22 protein-coding genes are annotated in these 15,060 nt (G+C 60.4%); 12 read left to right on the forward strand and 10 right to left on the reverse strand.

Translation table 11 applies throughout. The features are described from left to right. Nucleotides 1-441: 441 nt before the first annotated feature. The 7 genes from ABIE52_RS01730 to ABIE52_RS01760 all read right to left on the reverse strand — a co-directional run bounded on the left by ABIE52_RS01730 (nt 442) and on the right by ABIE52_RS01760 (nt 4,293). Nucleotides 442-573: a transposase gene (locus ABIE52_RS01730; RefSeq protein WP_354541409.1), complete on the reverse strand. Its 132-nt coding sequence runs from the start codon at nt 571-573 to the stop codon at nt 442-444. Nucleotides 574-981: 408 nt separating this feature from the next. After that, nucleotides 982-1,179, reverse strand: a complete 198-nt coding sequence (locus tag ABIE52_RS01735) for a DUF2283 domain-containing protein (protein ID WP_354541451.1) — start codon at nt 1,177-1,179, stop codon at nt 982-984. 161 nt (nt 1,180-1,340) lie between these two features. Continuing rightward, nucleotides 1,341-2,117: a hypothetical protein gene (locus ABIE52_RS01740; protein ID WP_192713015.1), complete on the reverse strand. Its 777-nt coding sequence runs from the start codon at nt 2,115-2,117 to the stop codon at nt 1,341-1,343. Nucleotides 2,118-2,228: 111 nt separating this feature from the next. After that, nucleotides 2,229-2,396 (reverse strand): hypothetical protein, encoded by a 168-nt coding sequence (locus tag ABIE52_RS01745; RefSeq protein ID WP_192713014.1) that lies wholly within the window; start codon nt 2,394-2,396, stop codon nt 2,229-2,231. 160 nt (nt 2,397-2,556) lie between these two features. Then, entirely contained in the window at nt 2,557-2,682 is a 126-nt protein-coding gene (locus tag ABIE52_RS01750; RefSeq protein WP_354541410.1) for a hypothetical protein, read from the reverse strand. 274 nt (nt 2,683-2,956) lie between these two features. Next, complete coding sequence (locus ABIE52_RS01755) at nt 2,957-3,631, reverse strand: hypothetical protein (RefSeq protein WP_192713013.1); 675 nt, start codon at nt 3,629-3,631, stop codon at nt 2,957-2,959. 68 nt (nt 3,632-3,699) lie between these two features. Beyond that, complete coding sequence (locus ABIE52_RS01760; RefSeq protein WP_192713012.1) at nt 3,700-4,293, reverse strand: hypothetical protein; 594 nt, start codon at nt 4,291-4,293, stop codon at nt 3,700-3,702. A gap of 232 nt (nt 4,294-4,525) precedes the next feature. Here ABIE52_RS01760 and ABIE52_RS01765 point away from each other — a divergent pair, with 232 nt between their 5' ends. Beyond that, nucleotides 4,526-4,882 carry a histone-like nucleoid-structuring protein Lsr2 gene (locus ABIE52_RS01765; RefSeq protein ID WP_069147207.1) on the forward strand — a complete coding sequence of 119 codons (357 nt, stop codon included), beginning with the start codon at nt 4,526-4,528 and terminating at the stop codon, nt 4,880-4,882. Between the two features lie 549 nt (nt 4,883-5,431). Here ABIE52_RS01765 and ABIE52_RS01770 read toward each other — a convergent pair. Together ABIE52_RS01770 and ABIE52_RS01775 are read right to left on the reverse strand one after the other, a co-directional pair. Beyond that, nucleotides 5,432-5,746 carry a hypothetical protein gene (locus ABIE52_RS01770; protein ID WP_192713011.1) on the reverse strand — a complete coding sequence of 105 codons (315 nt, stop codon included), beginning with the start codon at nt 5,744-5,746 and terminating at the stop codon, nt 5,432-5,434. Nucleotides 5,747-5,849: 103 nt separating this feature from the next. Continuing rightward, nucleotides 5,850-6,245 (reverse strand): DUF6188 family protein, encoded by a 396-nt coding sequence (locus ABIE52_RS01775; RefSeq protein ID WP_354541452.1) that lies wholly within the window; start codon nt 6,243-6,245, stop codon nt 5,850-5,852. Nucleotides 6,246-6,323: 78 nt separating this feature from the next. Between ABIE52_RS01775 and ABIE52_RS01780 the strand changes: the two genes are divergently transcribed. The 10 genes from ABIE52_RS01780 (at nt 6,324) to ABIE52_RS01825 (ending at nt 13,850) form a co-directional block, all read left to right on the forward strand. After that, on the forward strand, nt 6,324-6,674 hold the full coding sequence (locus tag ABIE52_RS01780) for a hypothetical protein (RefSeq protein ID WP_192713009.1): 351 nt from the start codon (nt 6,324-6,326) through the stop codon (nt 6,672-6,674). A gap of 498 nt (nt 6,675-7,172) precedes the next feature. Further along, complete coding sequence (locus tag ABIE52_RS01785) at nt 7,173-7,703, forward strand: transcriptional regulator (RefSeq protein ID WP_192713008.1); 531 nt, start codon at nt 7,173-7,175, stop codon at nt 7,701-7,703. A 625-nt stretch (nt 7,704-8,328) separates the two neighbouring features. Next, nucleotides 8,329-8,586 carry a hypothetical protein gene (locus tag ABIE52_RS01790; protein ID WP_192713007.1) on the forward strand — a complete coding sequence of 86 codons (258 nt, stop codon included), beginning with the start codon at nt 8,329-8,331 and terminating at the stop codon, nt 8,584-8,586. Nucleotides 8,587-8,703: 117 nt separating this feature from the next. Further along, nucleotides 8,704-9,102 (forward strand): hypothetical protein, encoded by a 399-nt coding sequence (locus ABIE52_RS01795; protein ID WP_354541411.1) that lies wholly within the window; start codon nt 8,704-8,706, stop codon nt 9,100-9,102. After that, complete coding sequence (locus ABIE52_RS01800; protein WP_192713006.1) at nt 9,099-11,135, forward strand: YML083C domain-containing protein; 2,037 nt, start codon at nt 9,099-9,101, stop codon at nt 11,133-11,135. Before ABIE52_RS01795 ends, ABIE52_RS01800 begins: the two co-directional genes overlap by 4 nt. Nucleotides 11,136-11,169: 34 nt before the next feature. Then, nucleotides 11,170-11,640: a hypothetical protein gene (locus tag ABIE52_RS01805; RefSeq protein WP_192713005.1), complete on the forward strand. Its 471-nt coding sequence runs from the start codon at nt 11,170-11,172 to the stop codon at nt 11,638-11,640. Between the two features lie 434 nt (nt 11,641-12,074). Continuing rightward, a complete protein-coding gene (locus tag ABIE52_RS01810) occupies nt 12,075-12,623 on the forward strand; it encodes a hypothetical protein (protein ID WP_192713004.1) in 549 nt (182 codons plus the stop codon). Nucleotides 12,624-12,694: 71 nt separating this feature from the next. Further along, nucleotides 12,695-12,973, forward strand: a complete 279-nt coding sequence (locus ABIE52_RS01815; protein ID WP_192713003.1) for a zinc ribbon domain-containing protein — start codon at nt 12,695-12,697, stop codon at nt 12,971-12,973. Nucleotides 12,974-13,047: 74 nt separating this feature from the next. Next, nucleotides 13,048-13,512, forward strand: coding sequence for a hypothetical protein (locus ABIE52_RS01820; RefSeq protein WP_192713002.1), 465 nt, complete (start codon nt 13,048-13,050; stop codon nt 13,510-13,512). Nucleotides 13,513-13,640: 128 nt separating this feature from the next. After that, nucleotides 13,641-13,850, forward strand: a complete 210-nt coding sequence (locus ABIE52_RS01825) for a hypothetical protein (protein WP_192713001.1) — start codon at nt 13,641-13,643, stop codon at nt 13,848-13,850. A 197-nt stretch (nt 13,851-14,047) separates the two neighbouring features. On the opposite strand, the gene ABIE52_RS01830 is transcribed toward ABIE52_RS01825, so the two are convergent. After that, nucleotides 14,048-14,311, reverse strand: a complete 264-nt coding sequence (locus ABIE52_RS01830) for a hypothetical protein (RefSeq protein ID WP_192713000.1) — start codon at nt 14,309-14,311, stop codon at nt 14,048-14,050. Nucleotides 14,312-14,708: 397 nt separating this feature from the next. On the opposite strand from ABIE52_RS01830, the gene ABIE52_RS01835 reads away from it, so the two are divergent. Next, nucleotides 14,709-15,038 (forward strand): hypothetical protein, encoded by a 330-nt coding sequence (locus ABIE52_RS01835; RefSeq protein WP_192712999.1) that lies wholly within the window; start codon nt 14,709-14,711, stop codon nt 15,036-15,038. The last annotated feature ends 22 nt before the right edge of the window (nt 15,039-15,060 follow it).

Here is a 15,060-nt window from a genome sequence, read left to right on the forward strand (position 1 = left end):
TCACCGGGTCACTGTCAGCGATCCACGTCAGCTTCTTCGAGATGCTGACTGCATTGTCGAGTGACGGATGGGTGAAGGAATGACCTTCCGATCCGATTACTCGCGGCTTAAGGAGGTGAGTATCTAATGCTTTTTTCCTTCTTGAGTAATGCTCTGGGTTCGCTTCGAGATGTCAGCGGCTTGGCGGTGATGGGAAGCATGATGATTCCCTCGTTCAGCGCGGAATAACCTGATATGCGGGTCGACTCGTCGATAGGTGACGAGCCGACCCGCATTTTCTGTTGTGATGAAGATTCGGAGCGGCCGAAGACCGTCGATGCTCGAAGCTGTCGGCGGATCGACGAGCAACATGTAGATCTCACGGGCAGTGTGATGTTTGAGGCATCGGTGGATCTTCGGCGGCGATTTCCTTTCCACTGGTCGACGTGCGACGTAGGTGCGCTATCGCATGTCGCTACTAGTGTGGATGATCGCGATCCGCCAGAGCGCATTGTTGGCATGACGATCTCCGCCGCGGTTGAGGCGGTGGCGAGTGTGCTTTCCTGCGGGCGCCTCGATCGGAGAGATCCGCACAGGGCAGCAAACGATGTTTCACTGCGTAGTCTTTCGTGATTGTCGCCTGTGGTGACGAGCAGTGTGGATGCGCTGTTGACGCCGACCGGTGCGGCGAGCAGTGCGGTTGACTCGGCCACGAGATCGGTGAGTTCGCTTCGGAGCCCGGTTCATTTCTTCACCCTGAGTGATCGCCCGACGGGGCGGCAACCGTAACGTCGATTTGGCCGCCTCCCGAGGGGCAGTAGGTGCGCCTATCCGACTCACACCGTCGAGCAGTGGTGCAACAAGGCTCCGGTTGTCATTGATTCGAACTGATCACGTAGTTCGCGAGGAGCGCTGACGGTGACATTGCGTAGCGAATTAGTTGGTGAATTAGTTGGTGCCGTAGAGTATCAACGCAATCCAGACAAACTGCTGCGAAGTGATCTAGGGACCGGTCTCCGGTTGCTCGACCGTGGAGAGAGCGGACGCGCGCAGGAGGGACGATGCTCCGAGTAGTTCGATACCGAGGAGCCGTCCGTCTCTGTCGTAGTCGAGGATGATCTGGCCGTCAGAGCCGTCGCAGTAGACGTGCTGCTGGCGGACCGCATCTCCGTCGCCCGGTCGGAGGCCACATAGATGTATGAAGCGTCGGCGTCAGGGTCGTATGTTGCCGCGAATGTCAGATGCATGTCGAGAGGATAGTTCTGGGCGGAGCGTGGGGCGACTTGACGCTGTGGCCGCGCGGAGGACTTCAACACGTGAAGTGCCGGCAAAGATCCTCGTCGAGCGCGGGTTCATCCAAATCAGTTGGGACCGTTGAAGAATTCCTCGGTGAGGATGTCCCCGTCTTTGAGTCCACTATCTCTCAGCTTCTTTTTCATCTTCAAGGATGCATACACGTAGGGCAGGGCGGATCGCGGATCGGTGTCGTAGTCCTCTTCGTTCCCGCCTAAGAACACGAAGACGCGCGGCGTGATGCATTGTCCGACATCCAGGCTGGACAAACCGGCCCGCTGCAGCCAGAAGGCAAATCGGTCCAGTGCGCAGCCGTTCAAGATGGTTCCATCTGCGATTCTCAGCAGAAGAAGCCCGTACGGTAGCAGTTCCTCTGCGATACCTCGGGCGGGATCGTAAATGTAAACCATTGTTTCAGGTTTGTTCTGAGTCAACTTGTCGAGGATGAAGAACTGGATGCCATGCCAGTCCTGGGCGAAGCAGTACATGCGAGGGTGATCGAAGTAATGGGATAGCAAGTCAGAAAGCCGATCCGAGATCGACTCGTCGTAGACCTGGAACGCCCCACTTCCCAAAGAGAGGGAAGTTCTTTCGCTGGGCGTGCCACCTTCGAAGGATCCTCCCCGGATCCTGGCTGCGACGAAGTCCGGCACCGGCACTGGCGTCGTACAGGCCTCATGGTTCGGAGGCGAAGTGGGAGGGAGCGAATCACCCACGTGCGCTAGATCCAGAGGCGTGGGTGGGAGGTCGGGCCACCGATCGGGGATCGAGGGACGATACGTTTGGCGGGAGCCTTTGCGGACGAGGTAGATGAGCAGAGCCACCGTCCCGGCGATGATCAGCACGGCTGTTTCTCCATTCGCTGGGGGATCGGGGGAGGACTCGCTATCACGGAGTCGTCGGCGGCACGGCTGTTTGTCACAGACGGTGCGTCGCTGGGCGCCCTCGCGTGGTGGTCAGATCAGTAAGCCGAGCGTCAGAAGCGTGAGCGCGAGCACTGCGGTACTGGTGGCGGCGCCGGTGAGCGTCCGGTGTCCCGTGAAAGCCAGCGACGTCACCTGCAGCGCCAAAGAGACTAATCCGGTGCCGGCGGCGGTAAGCAGGACAAGTTGGGGCACGGCCACGGCAGAGTCCAATCATGTTCATTGTCAACGGAACAACGATCCGATGACGCCGCCGACGACGTCGGCGACGAAGTCCACGACTGTTTCGGCGATGCGTTCTGCGAAGCGGCGCAGTCGACCGGGATGTGAGGTGGCCATGTCGTCGGTGCCCGTGAGGGATTCAGAGGACGCGGGGGAGTGTGATGGAGGCGCAGCGCTGCCGGGCTCCGCTACGGCGACTCGATCCGATTGTCGTTCCGCCGCCGGCAGTGGCTGCTGTTTCGCGGACATGGGGTTCGCGCGGCATGTGCGGGCTCCTTCTGTCGGCGATCGCCCCGGTGCAGCCGGTTGAGGGGCCGCGGGGTTTCGTTACCGACAGTCAACGCCCATTTGTGAATATTCAGCAATTATTTTGTGAAGTTCGAGAGTGAAATCACACAAGACTGAAAGCGTTCTTGTTCTTCAAGAATTTTCCAGCGCGCGACGGCCAGCGTAGGTCGTCGAGGTCAGGTGAGCACCGTCTGGGTTATGTCATGGTTACCTGTCGGGCGCCCCCAGATTGGGCGGGGTGTTGTGTGGTTTCATGCGCCGAGTCCGACGTTGGTCCAGATGTCGAGGTAGGTGGAGTAGTCAACGATGTACGGGGGCTCGTCTGACGACCACACCCCTCTGATCTTCTCCCTGTCGATGTGCAGGCAGAGGTATCCGCCGCCGCCGGAGCGGAATGTTGCGACGCAGCGGGAGGAGTCGGGGTACTCGTCGGGGGAGAGACCGTCCAGGATTCCCCATTCGAAGGCGTCGATGCGAAACATCTCGCGCAGTGGCAGAGGCCCGACGGTTTTCCCAGCGATGTAGTACCAGCCGTTGTGAAGGTGGGTGTAGAACCGTGCGAGGCTTGCCGGAAAATGGTGCCACACTGCCGGGACGTCGTCGTTCTCGGTGACCGGCCGCCCACCGAGGTAATACATGCCTTCGCCGTCGGCGACTGTCATCCGATACAGGAGAAACCACTCACCCCGCGATTTGAGCAAGGCGACGTCGGCGAGACTGGCAGTGATCGTAGTGTAGGTGTCGGACATGATCGATCGGCCGAAGTGGTTCCACCGCTTCAAGACTTCTGATACGCGCCATGCACGGTCCCCGGCGAGTGCGTGCAGCCAGTGCTCCGGTAGCTGTCGGCGGTCCGGCATTGTGAGGTCGTCGAGTGCAATCAACTCGGGTGCGGCGACAAATCTCGCAACATGCTCCAGATCCACTTTTCCTCCATCTGCGACGTCGAGTTACCTGTCGCTGTTCGGCATTGACTGGCACGCTTCTCGGCCACTCATTGCTGACGTGGCCGCCTGCTGGGTTGGTGGTCCTTGTCCCAGGCGTAGTGGAGGAAGGGCCGCACGTGGGCGAAGGTGTCGATGACTTGGTGGACTATTCGCTCGATCGCGGCCGCGCCCTGCAGCGGGGAACCCTCCGAACTGCCCAGTTCCCCTTCGCAGATCACGCCGGCGGCAGATTGGATCTCCAGCACTGCGCTGTCCGCGACTTTCAGTCCGTAGCCCCTGGCAGTCTCCATCTCGGTGGTGGGGTCTCGATGCACGTAGGTGCTCGTCAGTCGTCCCGGTGTGGGGAGAAGCACGATGCCGTCCTCGACTGCTTGTGCGATCACCACTTCGGCAAGCTCAACAGATGGAGCAAACGGAATATGTGGGATCTCGCCGCGTACGTACGCGGCTTCCAGTTCCGCTGGCGAGGCGTCTACAAGGCCGGCTGGGAGCCAGGTACGCGCCCACTGCGACACATCGCCCACGATCAGGAAGGGCCATGTGCGGGAATTGAACTCGGCTTCCGCCTGCTCCCACGCTACGGCTTGACGCTCGTAGAACTGTGTGCGCGCGGCGGGAACCTCAGGCGTCTCGACCTGCACCTGCCCCGACCCCTGTGGTTCTACCAGCCGCTGTCTCCGTTGATACCATCTCCGCACCGACCGGCCCATCAGTCGAGTAAAGCACTATTGCCTCCCGGCCTGGCCAGGCGGTGCTGTCGGGGCGGGGCAGGGGTAACTCTCGGTGTCTCGAGGTCGTCTCGGTGCCGACACAAGGGTTGCTAGGGTTACCCGGTCATTGGAGAGATTCCTATCGAATTGGAGACGATGTTGCATGGCTGAGAGAGTGATTCGCCAACTTATCGACGATCTCGACGGTAAGCCGATCGACGACGGATTCGGCGAACGCATCCAATTCTCGTATCAGGGGTCGGACTACCTGATCGATCTGCGGCCGACGAACGTCGACAAGTTCAACGCCGCCCTCGAGCCTTTCGTGAAGGTCGCCGAGAAAGTCGGAAAGGCACGCCGCGGCAGTAAAGCTGATGTGACGGCGAAGGATGCCGGTTCAGGTCGCTCGAAAGAGCAGTTGCAGGCAGTGCGGGACTGGGCAGTCAAGAACGGCTACGACGTGGCACCGCGGGGACGGGTCAAAGCGGAGATACTCGATGCCTTCGACGCTGCGCACTGAATTCGATCCGTTTGAGACGACACGACATTCAACACTGATACGAAAGCGGGTGTGAGGGGAAGCGTTTCCCGCATACCCGTATCTTCCTAACCCGGCGTGGATTCCGCCACCGGCCGTCAGCTGTTGCAAACTGCGGGTTCTTCCAACAGAAAACACCCACGCATTACTCATTTTCTGCGGTCGAAGGACGTCGAAAAGCATCGCCGTCTGCGCTCGGCCGCCGACTGCCACTGCGAACAGCAGAGATTAGACGCAGTCATCTCCGGGTACAGTTCCGCAAGCAGCCTGCGGAGTGCGCGCATACACAATCCAGTCGGTCCACCGTCGACGTCTTGCGCTCATTCTGCAGGCTGCACCCGCAACTGTCAGTGCAGATCATTCCCCGAGTTCCCTTGCAGGCGAGTAGGCCCGGCAACGGAAGCATCGTCGACGGCAGTCCATAGGTCACTCCTCGTTGAGCCAGACACCGTCTGTGGCTTGAATCTTGCGGATCATCGAGGTACCTGCGGTCTATCGAACCTGCTGATCGCCAGCATTATCGGCGACGGCTCAGGTGGAATGCAGCGACTGGAATGTGGTCACGAACGCATCGATGGTTTCGCACACTTCGACCTCGTCTTGCGGTGCGCGGCTCGGGTCATCGTGACGTAGAGCGTTCATGATTTCGATCTGCCCCCATGCCCAGCGTAGGTCTTCGTGGCGATCGTGTTGTTCGTGCTCGTACTTGTCGAGGATCGATTCGTAGACGGTTACCAAGGCGTGCAGGGAAGTTCGGCCGTGATCGTAGTCGTCGGCTACCTCGAGGATCAGAGTGTGAAGATCTGGTGATTCGGGTGAAGGATCGTGCGGGTTGTCCGAAGTCATGAGTCTTGTCCTCGCGATTGACGGTCAGGAAGTTTCCGGCGGGGATGAAGTGTGCGACAAATTTGTGGTCTCGGGAGTAGTGCTCGGGCGTCGGTCCCGGTATTCATGGATAGCCATGTCCGTCGGTGCTGGGCCAGTTCCACGCTGCGATCGTGCCGCCAGGTGTCGAGACGACGAGCACGTTCCCGTGCGCGGAGACGTTCCAACTTTCGAAATCCGGCGACGGTGGCACCGACAGTACGGTCCCGGTGTCGAACAGTACGACGAGTGATCCGTCTGCGGTGCAGGTGCTGAGTTCGATTGTCGCGCCGGTCAGTTCCGCTGCGATGTCTGTTCCGGATGCACGTGCCGGAAGGCTGATGGTGACTTCGGTGTCGTCGGGAAGGGTGAGGACGGGGTTCTCCTCGACGAAGTATCGAACGTGCGCGTCAGTTTCGAACTGTAGGGCGTGACCGACCTCGGTGCGGACAACCCGCTGTCCGGCACCTGGAAGATTCATCGCGTTCACGTCAGAAGGATATGACGGCACTCTCGGCAACACCGCCCCGACGGTAGGCGGCAGGCATACTTAGGCGCCATGAGCTACAACCTGGCGTTCTGGGCCGGAGGCGATGATCTCGACCCCGGCAGCGTCTACACGCGTCTGAACGACGAGCAACACGTCGACAGCGTCGACATGGTGGACCGCGACCGTGTCTTGCGGTTGTTTGCGGAGGATCTCCCAGGCTGGACGTGGGACGGGCAGTTCCTGCGCCCGCCCGGGTCTGACCCCGAAGGAACGCCGGCCTACGACGTGTCCATCGGTGAGCAGTTGGTCGAGTTCGTCGGCTACAAATTCCGAGGAGAGCATGCAAACGAGATCATCGGCGCGATGCACTCACTCGGCTACCGCCTCTACGACCCGCAGATCCTCGAACGATTCGCCTGAGTCCCGACGGGAGAGATTGAAGTTCAGCCTTCGCAGGTTGATGCCGTGTTGTTGTGGCACGCGGCCGCATGAGCGGCGAAACAACAGCTCGTTTGGGGGACTGCGAGCGTCAGGGCCCACCGACTACACCAGGCTCTCTTGGCGGCGGCCGACGTTCTGGAGGCGCCCACAATGGCGATCTCACCTTCGTACGGAGATGGTGCCGACAAGGGCGCCGGACCCTCAACCCGGATGTCGACGTCAGCGGCATGGACACGCTTGAAGCGTGGAGCCGGCATTTCTGTCACGAGAATTGCGGGCGAGGTTGACGGAGTAGAACCGGAAGTAGCCCTAAAAATTGGGGGAGCGAAACCTCCAGCCCTCCTTGTGGATCCGGGGTAGCGCGACGAGGCGAGGAATGAGCATCGAATACGGCGAGGAGCGATGCTGATCAGCGTTCGGTGCCGCCGTGATCATCGACCTGCGAGGTTTCTGGTGTTTCTCCCATAGGGTGCGGATATGACGCCTGTGGATGAGGAGAAGGTCTTGGTGACCGCGGGGCAGATGGCGAGTGGGAGTGTTTTCCGCGCTCGTCTGAATGAACTTTTCGCCGATGCGGGCCCGAATCTCACCAACGCCGCAGTTGTGCGCGGCCTTCTCGACCACGGTTGCCGGATCGCGAAGCCGTACGTCCCTCAGCTACGTCACGGGCACCGCGTGAGCCCGTCCGACGAGGTCGTGACTGCGCTCGCGGCATTCTTCGGTGTCTCGCGTGGCTACTTTTTCACCACCTCTGTCGCGGGCGGTGATGTTCACGTCGAGGATGCCGAGATTGTCGAGCGCCTCGACGACACGGTGCACAAAGCTCTGCTGCCGGCAGCGAACGGTCACTCCGCGCCGTCGCTGGAGTTGCTGGCGGATCTGGCCAAGCTCCGCCTCTCCGAGGGCCGCCTGGGGGTTCCTGCGGATTCACCGTCCTATGTACGGTTGGCAGAAGCGGCCCTTCGGTCTCGCCATTCCGAGTCGCAGCCGCAGATCAGGCACTCATAAGCCTGTTCCGCGGACCGGTTGCCGGAACGTCACTGAATTCGTTTGAGTCGTCACCAATTCGTGATCGTGAGTCCCGTCACGCAGCGCATGTGAACAAACCGCCTGGTCCGAGTGTTCCGGAAATGTTGCTGTAACGCCGGGTACGACTTTTGGTGGGCTGAGTCGGATATCGGGGGCTGGTCGCGCATCCGTGTCGTCTTGTAGCGTCCCGGTCAGACGTTCAGCTAAGCTTCGGCAATCGATCGGGTTGCTGGACTTTTTACTCACCCACAGGGAGACCGACCATGGCCACCACGACCGTCGAGACCGCTCGGGCCCGAGTAGGAAAGCTCCGTCTCGGATAACAGTGTGTTCGTGTACTCCGACCCCACCTGGCTCTGATCCAGGGGCTGTCGTCAACGGCAGTCCGCGCCCGCAATCACATATCTCGGTTCACGTGCCGGACAGCCGTTGACACCTGCTACCCAACACTTTCCAAATTCACTCTTTCTCGAAGGAGCATCATGTCTTTGAATCGTACGAAGAAGATCGCAGCAACGACCGCGGCGGCATCGCTCGCGGTCGGCGGGATTCTGCTCGCTACCGCCCCAGCCGCGAGCACGGGCCGGCTGAGTTGGGTGCCCCGGTGGTGCAGGTTCCCCTCAATCACGCCGTGACGGTCGCGGCCCGCGACAGTGGGATTGTGGCCGCACTCTCGAATGCGAACGTGACGATCCCGGTACCGGGGTGGGAGCATGTCATCGATGCGTCGGCTGATGTCCTGGCGCGTCGGACGGCAATTGCTGCCCAATATCCGAACGGGTGCACATCATTCCAGTTCTACCTTCCGCCGAGCGGGAAGTGGGCTGCTCAAGCAACTTCGTACATCAACTGCCCCTGGTAACAGCACTCTCTTCCTGTCAATCACTGCATCCCCTCCCGTTGACCGCCCGTTCCTTGGTTGGTGACGGGTATCTCGAGTCCCGCTTTTTGGGTTGGCGGGGAAAGGCATTCACCTCCGATGACCACCTCACCGAACGCCCCGATGACCTCACCCACCCGCCGAGACCTCACGGCAGAGAACGCGTTGCCCTATGTTCCGCCTGGATCTGGGCGAACTTCGTCCACCGACCCCGGCCGCTCTCGCACCGAATCCTCGAAACAGGAATGGGATCGCGACAGTGAATTGAGCCTGATGTCGAAGGCTGTGATCGCGACCGTGTTCGGGCTCGCGTTGTTGGTTGCGGCGTTTGCGGTGATCGGACGCCTCGGTGGGTGGGCGGCGGATTACGGGACGATCCTGGTGTATCTGGCGTTCTTTCTGTGGATGTCGATCGCGGGCCGGGTGTTCTGGTGGGGCGCAGACACACTCATCGCCGAATTCAAGAAAAAGTCGAACACGGTCGGTGATCGCCGGTGAAGCCCACACAGACACCCGCGGCCACACTGAGGCTGCGCAGGTCGCTGGCGGGGGTGCTCGCTGCCGGCGCACTGCTGACCGGGACAGCTGGTGTGATCGGTGCGGGTATCGCATTGACCGCAGGGACTGCGGCTGCGGGGCCGGCGGAGGATTGTGCGGCGGTGCGGGCGCGTGATCATCAGATCTACCTGAACCTGGTCGCCTCACTACCGCCCGGTGCACCGATTCCGCCTGAGTACATCAACCCGTGCGTAACGGCACCATCAACGACCGCGACGGCTGCGCCGACGACGACCGTCGGGTTGCCGGGTGCGCAGGCTCCGGGCGGCGGCCCGAACGTCGGGGCGAACGCTCCGACGAATTTCCCCACCTACAACGGCACGCCCATCGTCCCGGTTCCGACGATCGAGGTTCCGCCTATTGCTTCCGAGTCCCCGACCTCGGAGAACGGTGCCGGCGCACCCCCTGATGCGTCGACGCCGCAGGTTCCCTCACCCACGTCCACGCTCAACGCCACCCCGGGTGAGGGAACCACCCCCGATCGCGGCCTCGGACCCGTCCCTGCAGCGTCACCGAATGCTGTTCCCGGACAGCCTGAATCGACTCCGACGGTGGCGACCTCCGGGCTCGACGACGATAACGGACGCGAACGCTACCTCGAACTTGTGTTGGTCGGCGCCGCAGGTTTCACTGCCGCCGGTATCGGAGTACGGGGGAGGCCCGGACCGTTCAGTGCGCGTGAGAGCGGGAAGGTCACTCCGCTACCGCAGACGTCGATGAGCGGTCTCGGATCGGGTGGGATCTTCCGTCCGGGGTACGAGGAATTGACGGTGGTGTGGCCTGGCGGTGCGGAGCAGACGTTCGATCTTCTCAACGGGCCGGAATCACCTCGTGAGTACTTCTTCCCGAAGAAGGTTCCCCCGGGTGGTCATATGCGTGTCAACGCAGACGGCTCCGCTGACATCCTCGACGTGAACGGCGCCGTGGTCTCGCACGAGGCTCCGCCGTGGGCGTACGACGCTCTGGGCCGTCCGCTGCCGACATGGTACGAGGTCGCCGACGATGGAACCACCTTGGTTCAGCACATCGAGCCCGGTCCGGATGTGCTGTATCCGATCTTCGCGGACGGCCTCGACGGCGGAACCAACGAGGCTACCGGGCATCAGATCTCTGCGGTCGAACTGTCGAACGGGCAGGAAGCGATCACGGGACAGTCGGGCGGTATCGCGGTGGTGGGCACCCCGGATGACGGGCACTCGGCGTATGTGCCGAACCAGGAGACGATGAAGCCGGATGCCCCGATGAACGTCGATCAAGGTGACGGCACCACCAACAACTACACCAAACCTGGTGATTCGGCCGATGCAGGGTTGGAGGTCACGAACGTGCCCACCACGCAGGCTCTGGACACGATGGCCGCTGAGCAGGAGCACGCGAACCAGGAAGCCGCAGCAGCGGCGGACGCAGCCGTCGTGGAACGGCGCGACATACAAGAGAGTGGTACCACTGGCGACATTTCAGACGATGAAGATCTGCCGGCGGGGGGCGATTCGCTCTATCAGGCGGCAGGTGTGATCGGCGTCGGCGCTCTTGCGGCTGGAGAGACAGGTGTGGGAATCCCCGCTGCGGTTGTGCTCGGGATCGTTGCTGGGGGTGTGTTAATTGCTGCCATGGCCCGCGATCGGGGTGATGGGCGCGATATACTCGGTCAATATGCTGACGGAAATGACGGGCTTAGCGGCAAAGAGGCCGAAAAGGCTGCGCTCGACAGTGAAGAGGCTGATCGCGGCATTACGATCGAACGTAAGCAAGTTCGAGCAACTGTCCAAGGCGTCGGACACGGTCGGTTTTACGACGGGCTGACTGAGAACCCAGACGGGACTTATACCGGGTACGAAGTCAAAAGCAACACTGGAAGCAAAAATCGCGAACAGCGAGATTTCGACAATCTTGTCAGCCCTGACAACCCTGCTAGGGCTACGCTAAACGGGCGGACAATCGAGATCGTTGGTGTACGTGATCTACCTGGCTGAACGCAGCGCCCGACTTTGATGAGAAAGAGGAATCATGTTTCTACTCACCTTTAGTGGAAAGCGACAGGTCATCGAGCATCGAATAGATCAGCGATGGCAGTTTGCTCAACCTCTCGAGAGATTCGACGGTCTCGAACGCTCCAGCCTGACCGTGAGTAAAATTCCAGAAGACCGCTATTACGAGGACCTCAGTGACATCGAAAAGATTTCAATGTCGGAGAACTATATTCAAGCTGCAGGATCTGCAGAAGCAATGTCTGTCGAGGTGAGGCGCCGTGACGAAGATGGCACCTCCCGCCTTTATATTGTTGGGCATCCAAGTTTTCGAAACGGCGAACCTGACGTCCGTATTCCGTTCCACAACGGCAAACACACATTGACGGTGTATTCCAATGAAGTATTTGACGCCGCGGAAGCAGCCGACTTATTTCTATCATGGGTTACTGATGGGCGCATTGACGAGACCGCTTACCAATTGCGTGAATTTGATCTCGGTCCAGGATGAGGAAAAATGACGAATCAAGTGACAATGTCGAACAGATCGGACAGCCGAATGTGTGATGCAACTGGTCACGCAGGATCGGGTAGATTATCCAAACTTCCGCGGATGGCGTCGACGGCGGCGTTCCTGCAATTGGCCTAGCTGGCTGGTTTGCCCAAAATTCTAGGTCAACGGGAAATAAGACTAGACATCAGCAAGAATTTAGCACATGAAATCCCCCCGAATGGCCCGTCTTATCGGATCGACGTCGAAAATCCCATTCCCGGGGAGCGTGCTGGGCAACTGCATTTGCAGGACGATCGCGGTGGGAAGTACTACTACAACTTCAACACCCAAGAATTCGAAGGCGCACCCCAGTCTTTGATCAAGAAGATCCGGGGCGACAACGCCTACCAAAACGCGTTGAACAAAGGCGCACGCTTCCTAGGAGTGAACTGATGTTGGTCGAAAGCAAGCCCTGGCCGAGTATGCCTGCCCTCGACCTGGAAGTTCATGCGCCTCGGCTGGTCACGGGGCGGGAGATTCGTGTCACCGGAGTTTCCTTCGGCTCAGAAGGTGATTCCCTTGTCTTCGACGCCCTTCTATGTGGTGCGCCCCGAATCTTGTTCAACGTGGCGTCGATGCCGCTGGCAGTGGTGTCGAAGGAATCGGACGACCATCCGATCGTCTACGGCGTCGACGGGATGCTCCAAGACGGCGGTATCGACGAAATCCCCCTGCTGCCGGGGCTTCCCGACGGGCCGATAGCCTTGTATCGCGCTGGGCTGGTGTTGGGCGGCGACTTCCGCGTCCAAGCCCAGACACACCGTGTGGTGGGCGGGATCGTGTACTTCTCGCTGCACTGCCGCACCGAAAAAGGGGAACTGGTGGACTACGACGTCGCCTCCGTTGCCGTCGATCTCATTCGCCGCCGTCCCGACGGCGCGCTCGACATCGACGTCGTCGATACCACCGATGACGCCGACGCCGGGGACACGCACGCGTAGTAACCACTGCTTGGTGGTCTTGAAAAGTACTGGTGCGGAGCATGTTCGCTGCTCACCAGAGGAGAAATCGGATGCTGATCTTCGGAACACCTACGAAGACGACCTTCATCGCGGCACTGTTCTTTACCTGTCACCTGTGCCGGGTCACTGCGGCGCAGCGGCTGCATCGCCGGCGTACGTGGTTCGCCCTGTTCTTCCTCCCGATTTTCCCGTTCGGGCACGGACAAGATTTCATGGCGTTCGCACATTGCGGGCAGACCACCGCCCTCTCTCGTGCCGATGCTGAACATTTCGCTGCCGACGCCGCGCAGTACGAGGCGCAACGCCGAAGCACCGAAACACTCGGATGAAAATACCCACCGGCACGCCACGATCGACTGGACGCGCCCACGCTTCGACGGCTGGATTCGAGGGAGAAATTAGGGTGTCAGAACAGCTTTCGCTCACCGATGTTCAACGGAGCGTTGTCGGCGATCGGATCACCAAGATCAGACGCGTCTACTACGTTCTCGGAGACACGATTCAGTCGCGGAACGGTCCCGTCGAAGTGACCGTCGGCGATAGGGCGCCTCTTGTGTTCGATGCAGGTCCGGACGGAGAAGAATTGGTGTGCCGGGAAGGCCCGTGGCTCGACCCGTTTGCTGATGTCGGCACCGGTGCAGATCCTGAAGGTGAAGCCGAGAACGCCCGGTACATAGCCGAATACGGAAAATGGACGGTGTTCGACGCAGACGAGGGATCTGCTGTGTCCGCCATCGGGCACAGCGTCGAAGCGCTCACCGTCGACACTGTGGCGGACGGTAAACCGGTCACTGCAGTCTTCGATCTGGGCGATCGTAGTTTGGTGTTGGCGGCAATGGGAGACGAACTCGTCACCACGGTGCGGTAGCGGTCAGATTTCCTGTAGTCGGGTTGGGGATCGAATTGTGACACGCACTACGCCCCACCCGGCTACCGACTCTGCGACCCGCAAATCAGCGAACGATTCGCCTGAGCCACGACGAGAAAGGAATGAAAATGCCGTCGACATCACTGCGCCGAACCATGACGGACGGACTGACCTTGAGAGCCATCTCGCCTGAGGGGCCGCCAACATCCGAAAATGTCACCGCCGCTCTCGTTGTTCGTTCGCTGCAGTTACTTCGCGACATCGACCCGGTCTTCGGTGTCGACCTCTATCAGTCGGTAGGCAACATTATCGAGGATCTGTACATTCGCCCGTGGTGAGCGATCCGAGCTTCCGTGTTCTCGCGGGGTGGGACGAGGCGGTTGCACCGACTGGTAGGGGTGAACGACTTCGATTGCTTTCTTTGCAGAGGGTTGCTCTGAGGGTGAGTACGAGCCGGACGGCAGCGGCCGGGACAGTTGATTCTGTTCTGGGAGATACTCTTTCGTCCGGCTCGTGTGCTATGTCCGGGGTGATGTCAGTATTCGCGGACAACGGTGCGGAAGTCGCCGTTGTTGATGCGCAGTTTCGTTCCTGCTCCGCCGTAGTAGCCGGCAGACAACATGATGTCGCCCAGGGTGGTGTCGATGGTGGGTGCGGTGAAGGTGACGTCGTTGCCGTCGAGGGTGGATGTTCCGGCTGTTGCGATGACTCGATCGACGTTGTCCAGGAATTCTTTCGCTTGCCCGGGCTCGGGAAAACGGGCGAGGAAGACGGCGTTGCTGTCAGTTTGTTCGGGCATGGTGGTGTCCTTCCACTGGATGTTGATTCCGATCGAGGTGTGACGGCCGTTGTGACGACGTCACTTCCGTTTGCGGTCGTGGGGGATGCTACGGTCCAAAAGTGCGCCGTGGTCGGGCGTGGCCAGGGACCCGTATTCGTTTGCGGCCAAGAAATATTCGGCGGAGTACGAAGTTGGCTGTGGTGCGCGCGATGGGGTGTGGGGCGCGCAGTGGTGGGCGGAGCGTGAATGGGCGGCTAGAGGATTCGGTCCTATGATGTAACTCTCAAACCGCCGGGTCTGGTTGCTCATGATTAACAGTTTGCCGTTTACTGGCATTGGTAGAACTTGGCATATCCCGTACCGCGGTAGAGGCGAAAAAAGTTTCGCTTCGAGGACATGGAAGGTTGCAGGACACATGACACGCACGTTGAAAGCCGTTGCTGCAACGAGTGTTCTCGCGTTGGCGACGGCTGGAGCCCTCCTGGCGGTCGGTACAGGAGCAGCCGCACCTGCGCGCACTGACCAGGGGAGCGGTGAACCGCCGCTCATCCATGTAGCCCCGACCCCTACTGGCCTGCCCGTCTCCCAGTGGCTTGCAGGTCTCGCGCAGTGCCCACCGGGTGAGGTGGACCCGCTGGATCCCTGCGCCGCCCTTGTGGATCTGAACCAGGGATCCTCTGGGGACTTCGAAATCGCCGTCCCGGCAGGCGAACACGGCCTCTCGGTGATGTACCCCGCGGGATAACACTGTCTTCAGCCCGGAGTCG

This window comes from Rhodococcus sp. OAS809, from assembly GCF_040546695.1.
GTDB classification, from domain to species: Bacteria; Actinomycetota; Actinomycetes; order Mycobacteriales; family Mycobacteriaceae; genus Rhodococcus_F; species Rhodococcus_F qingshengii.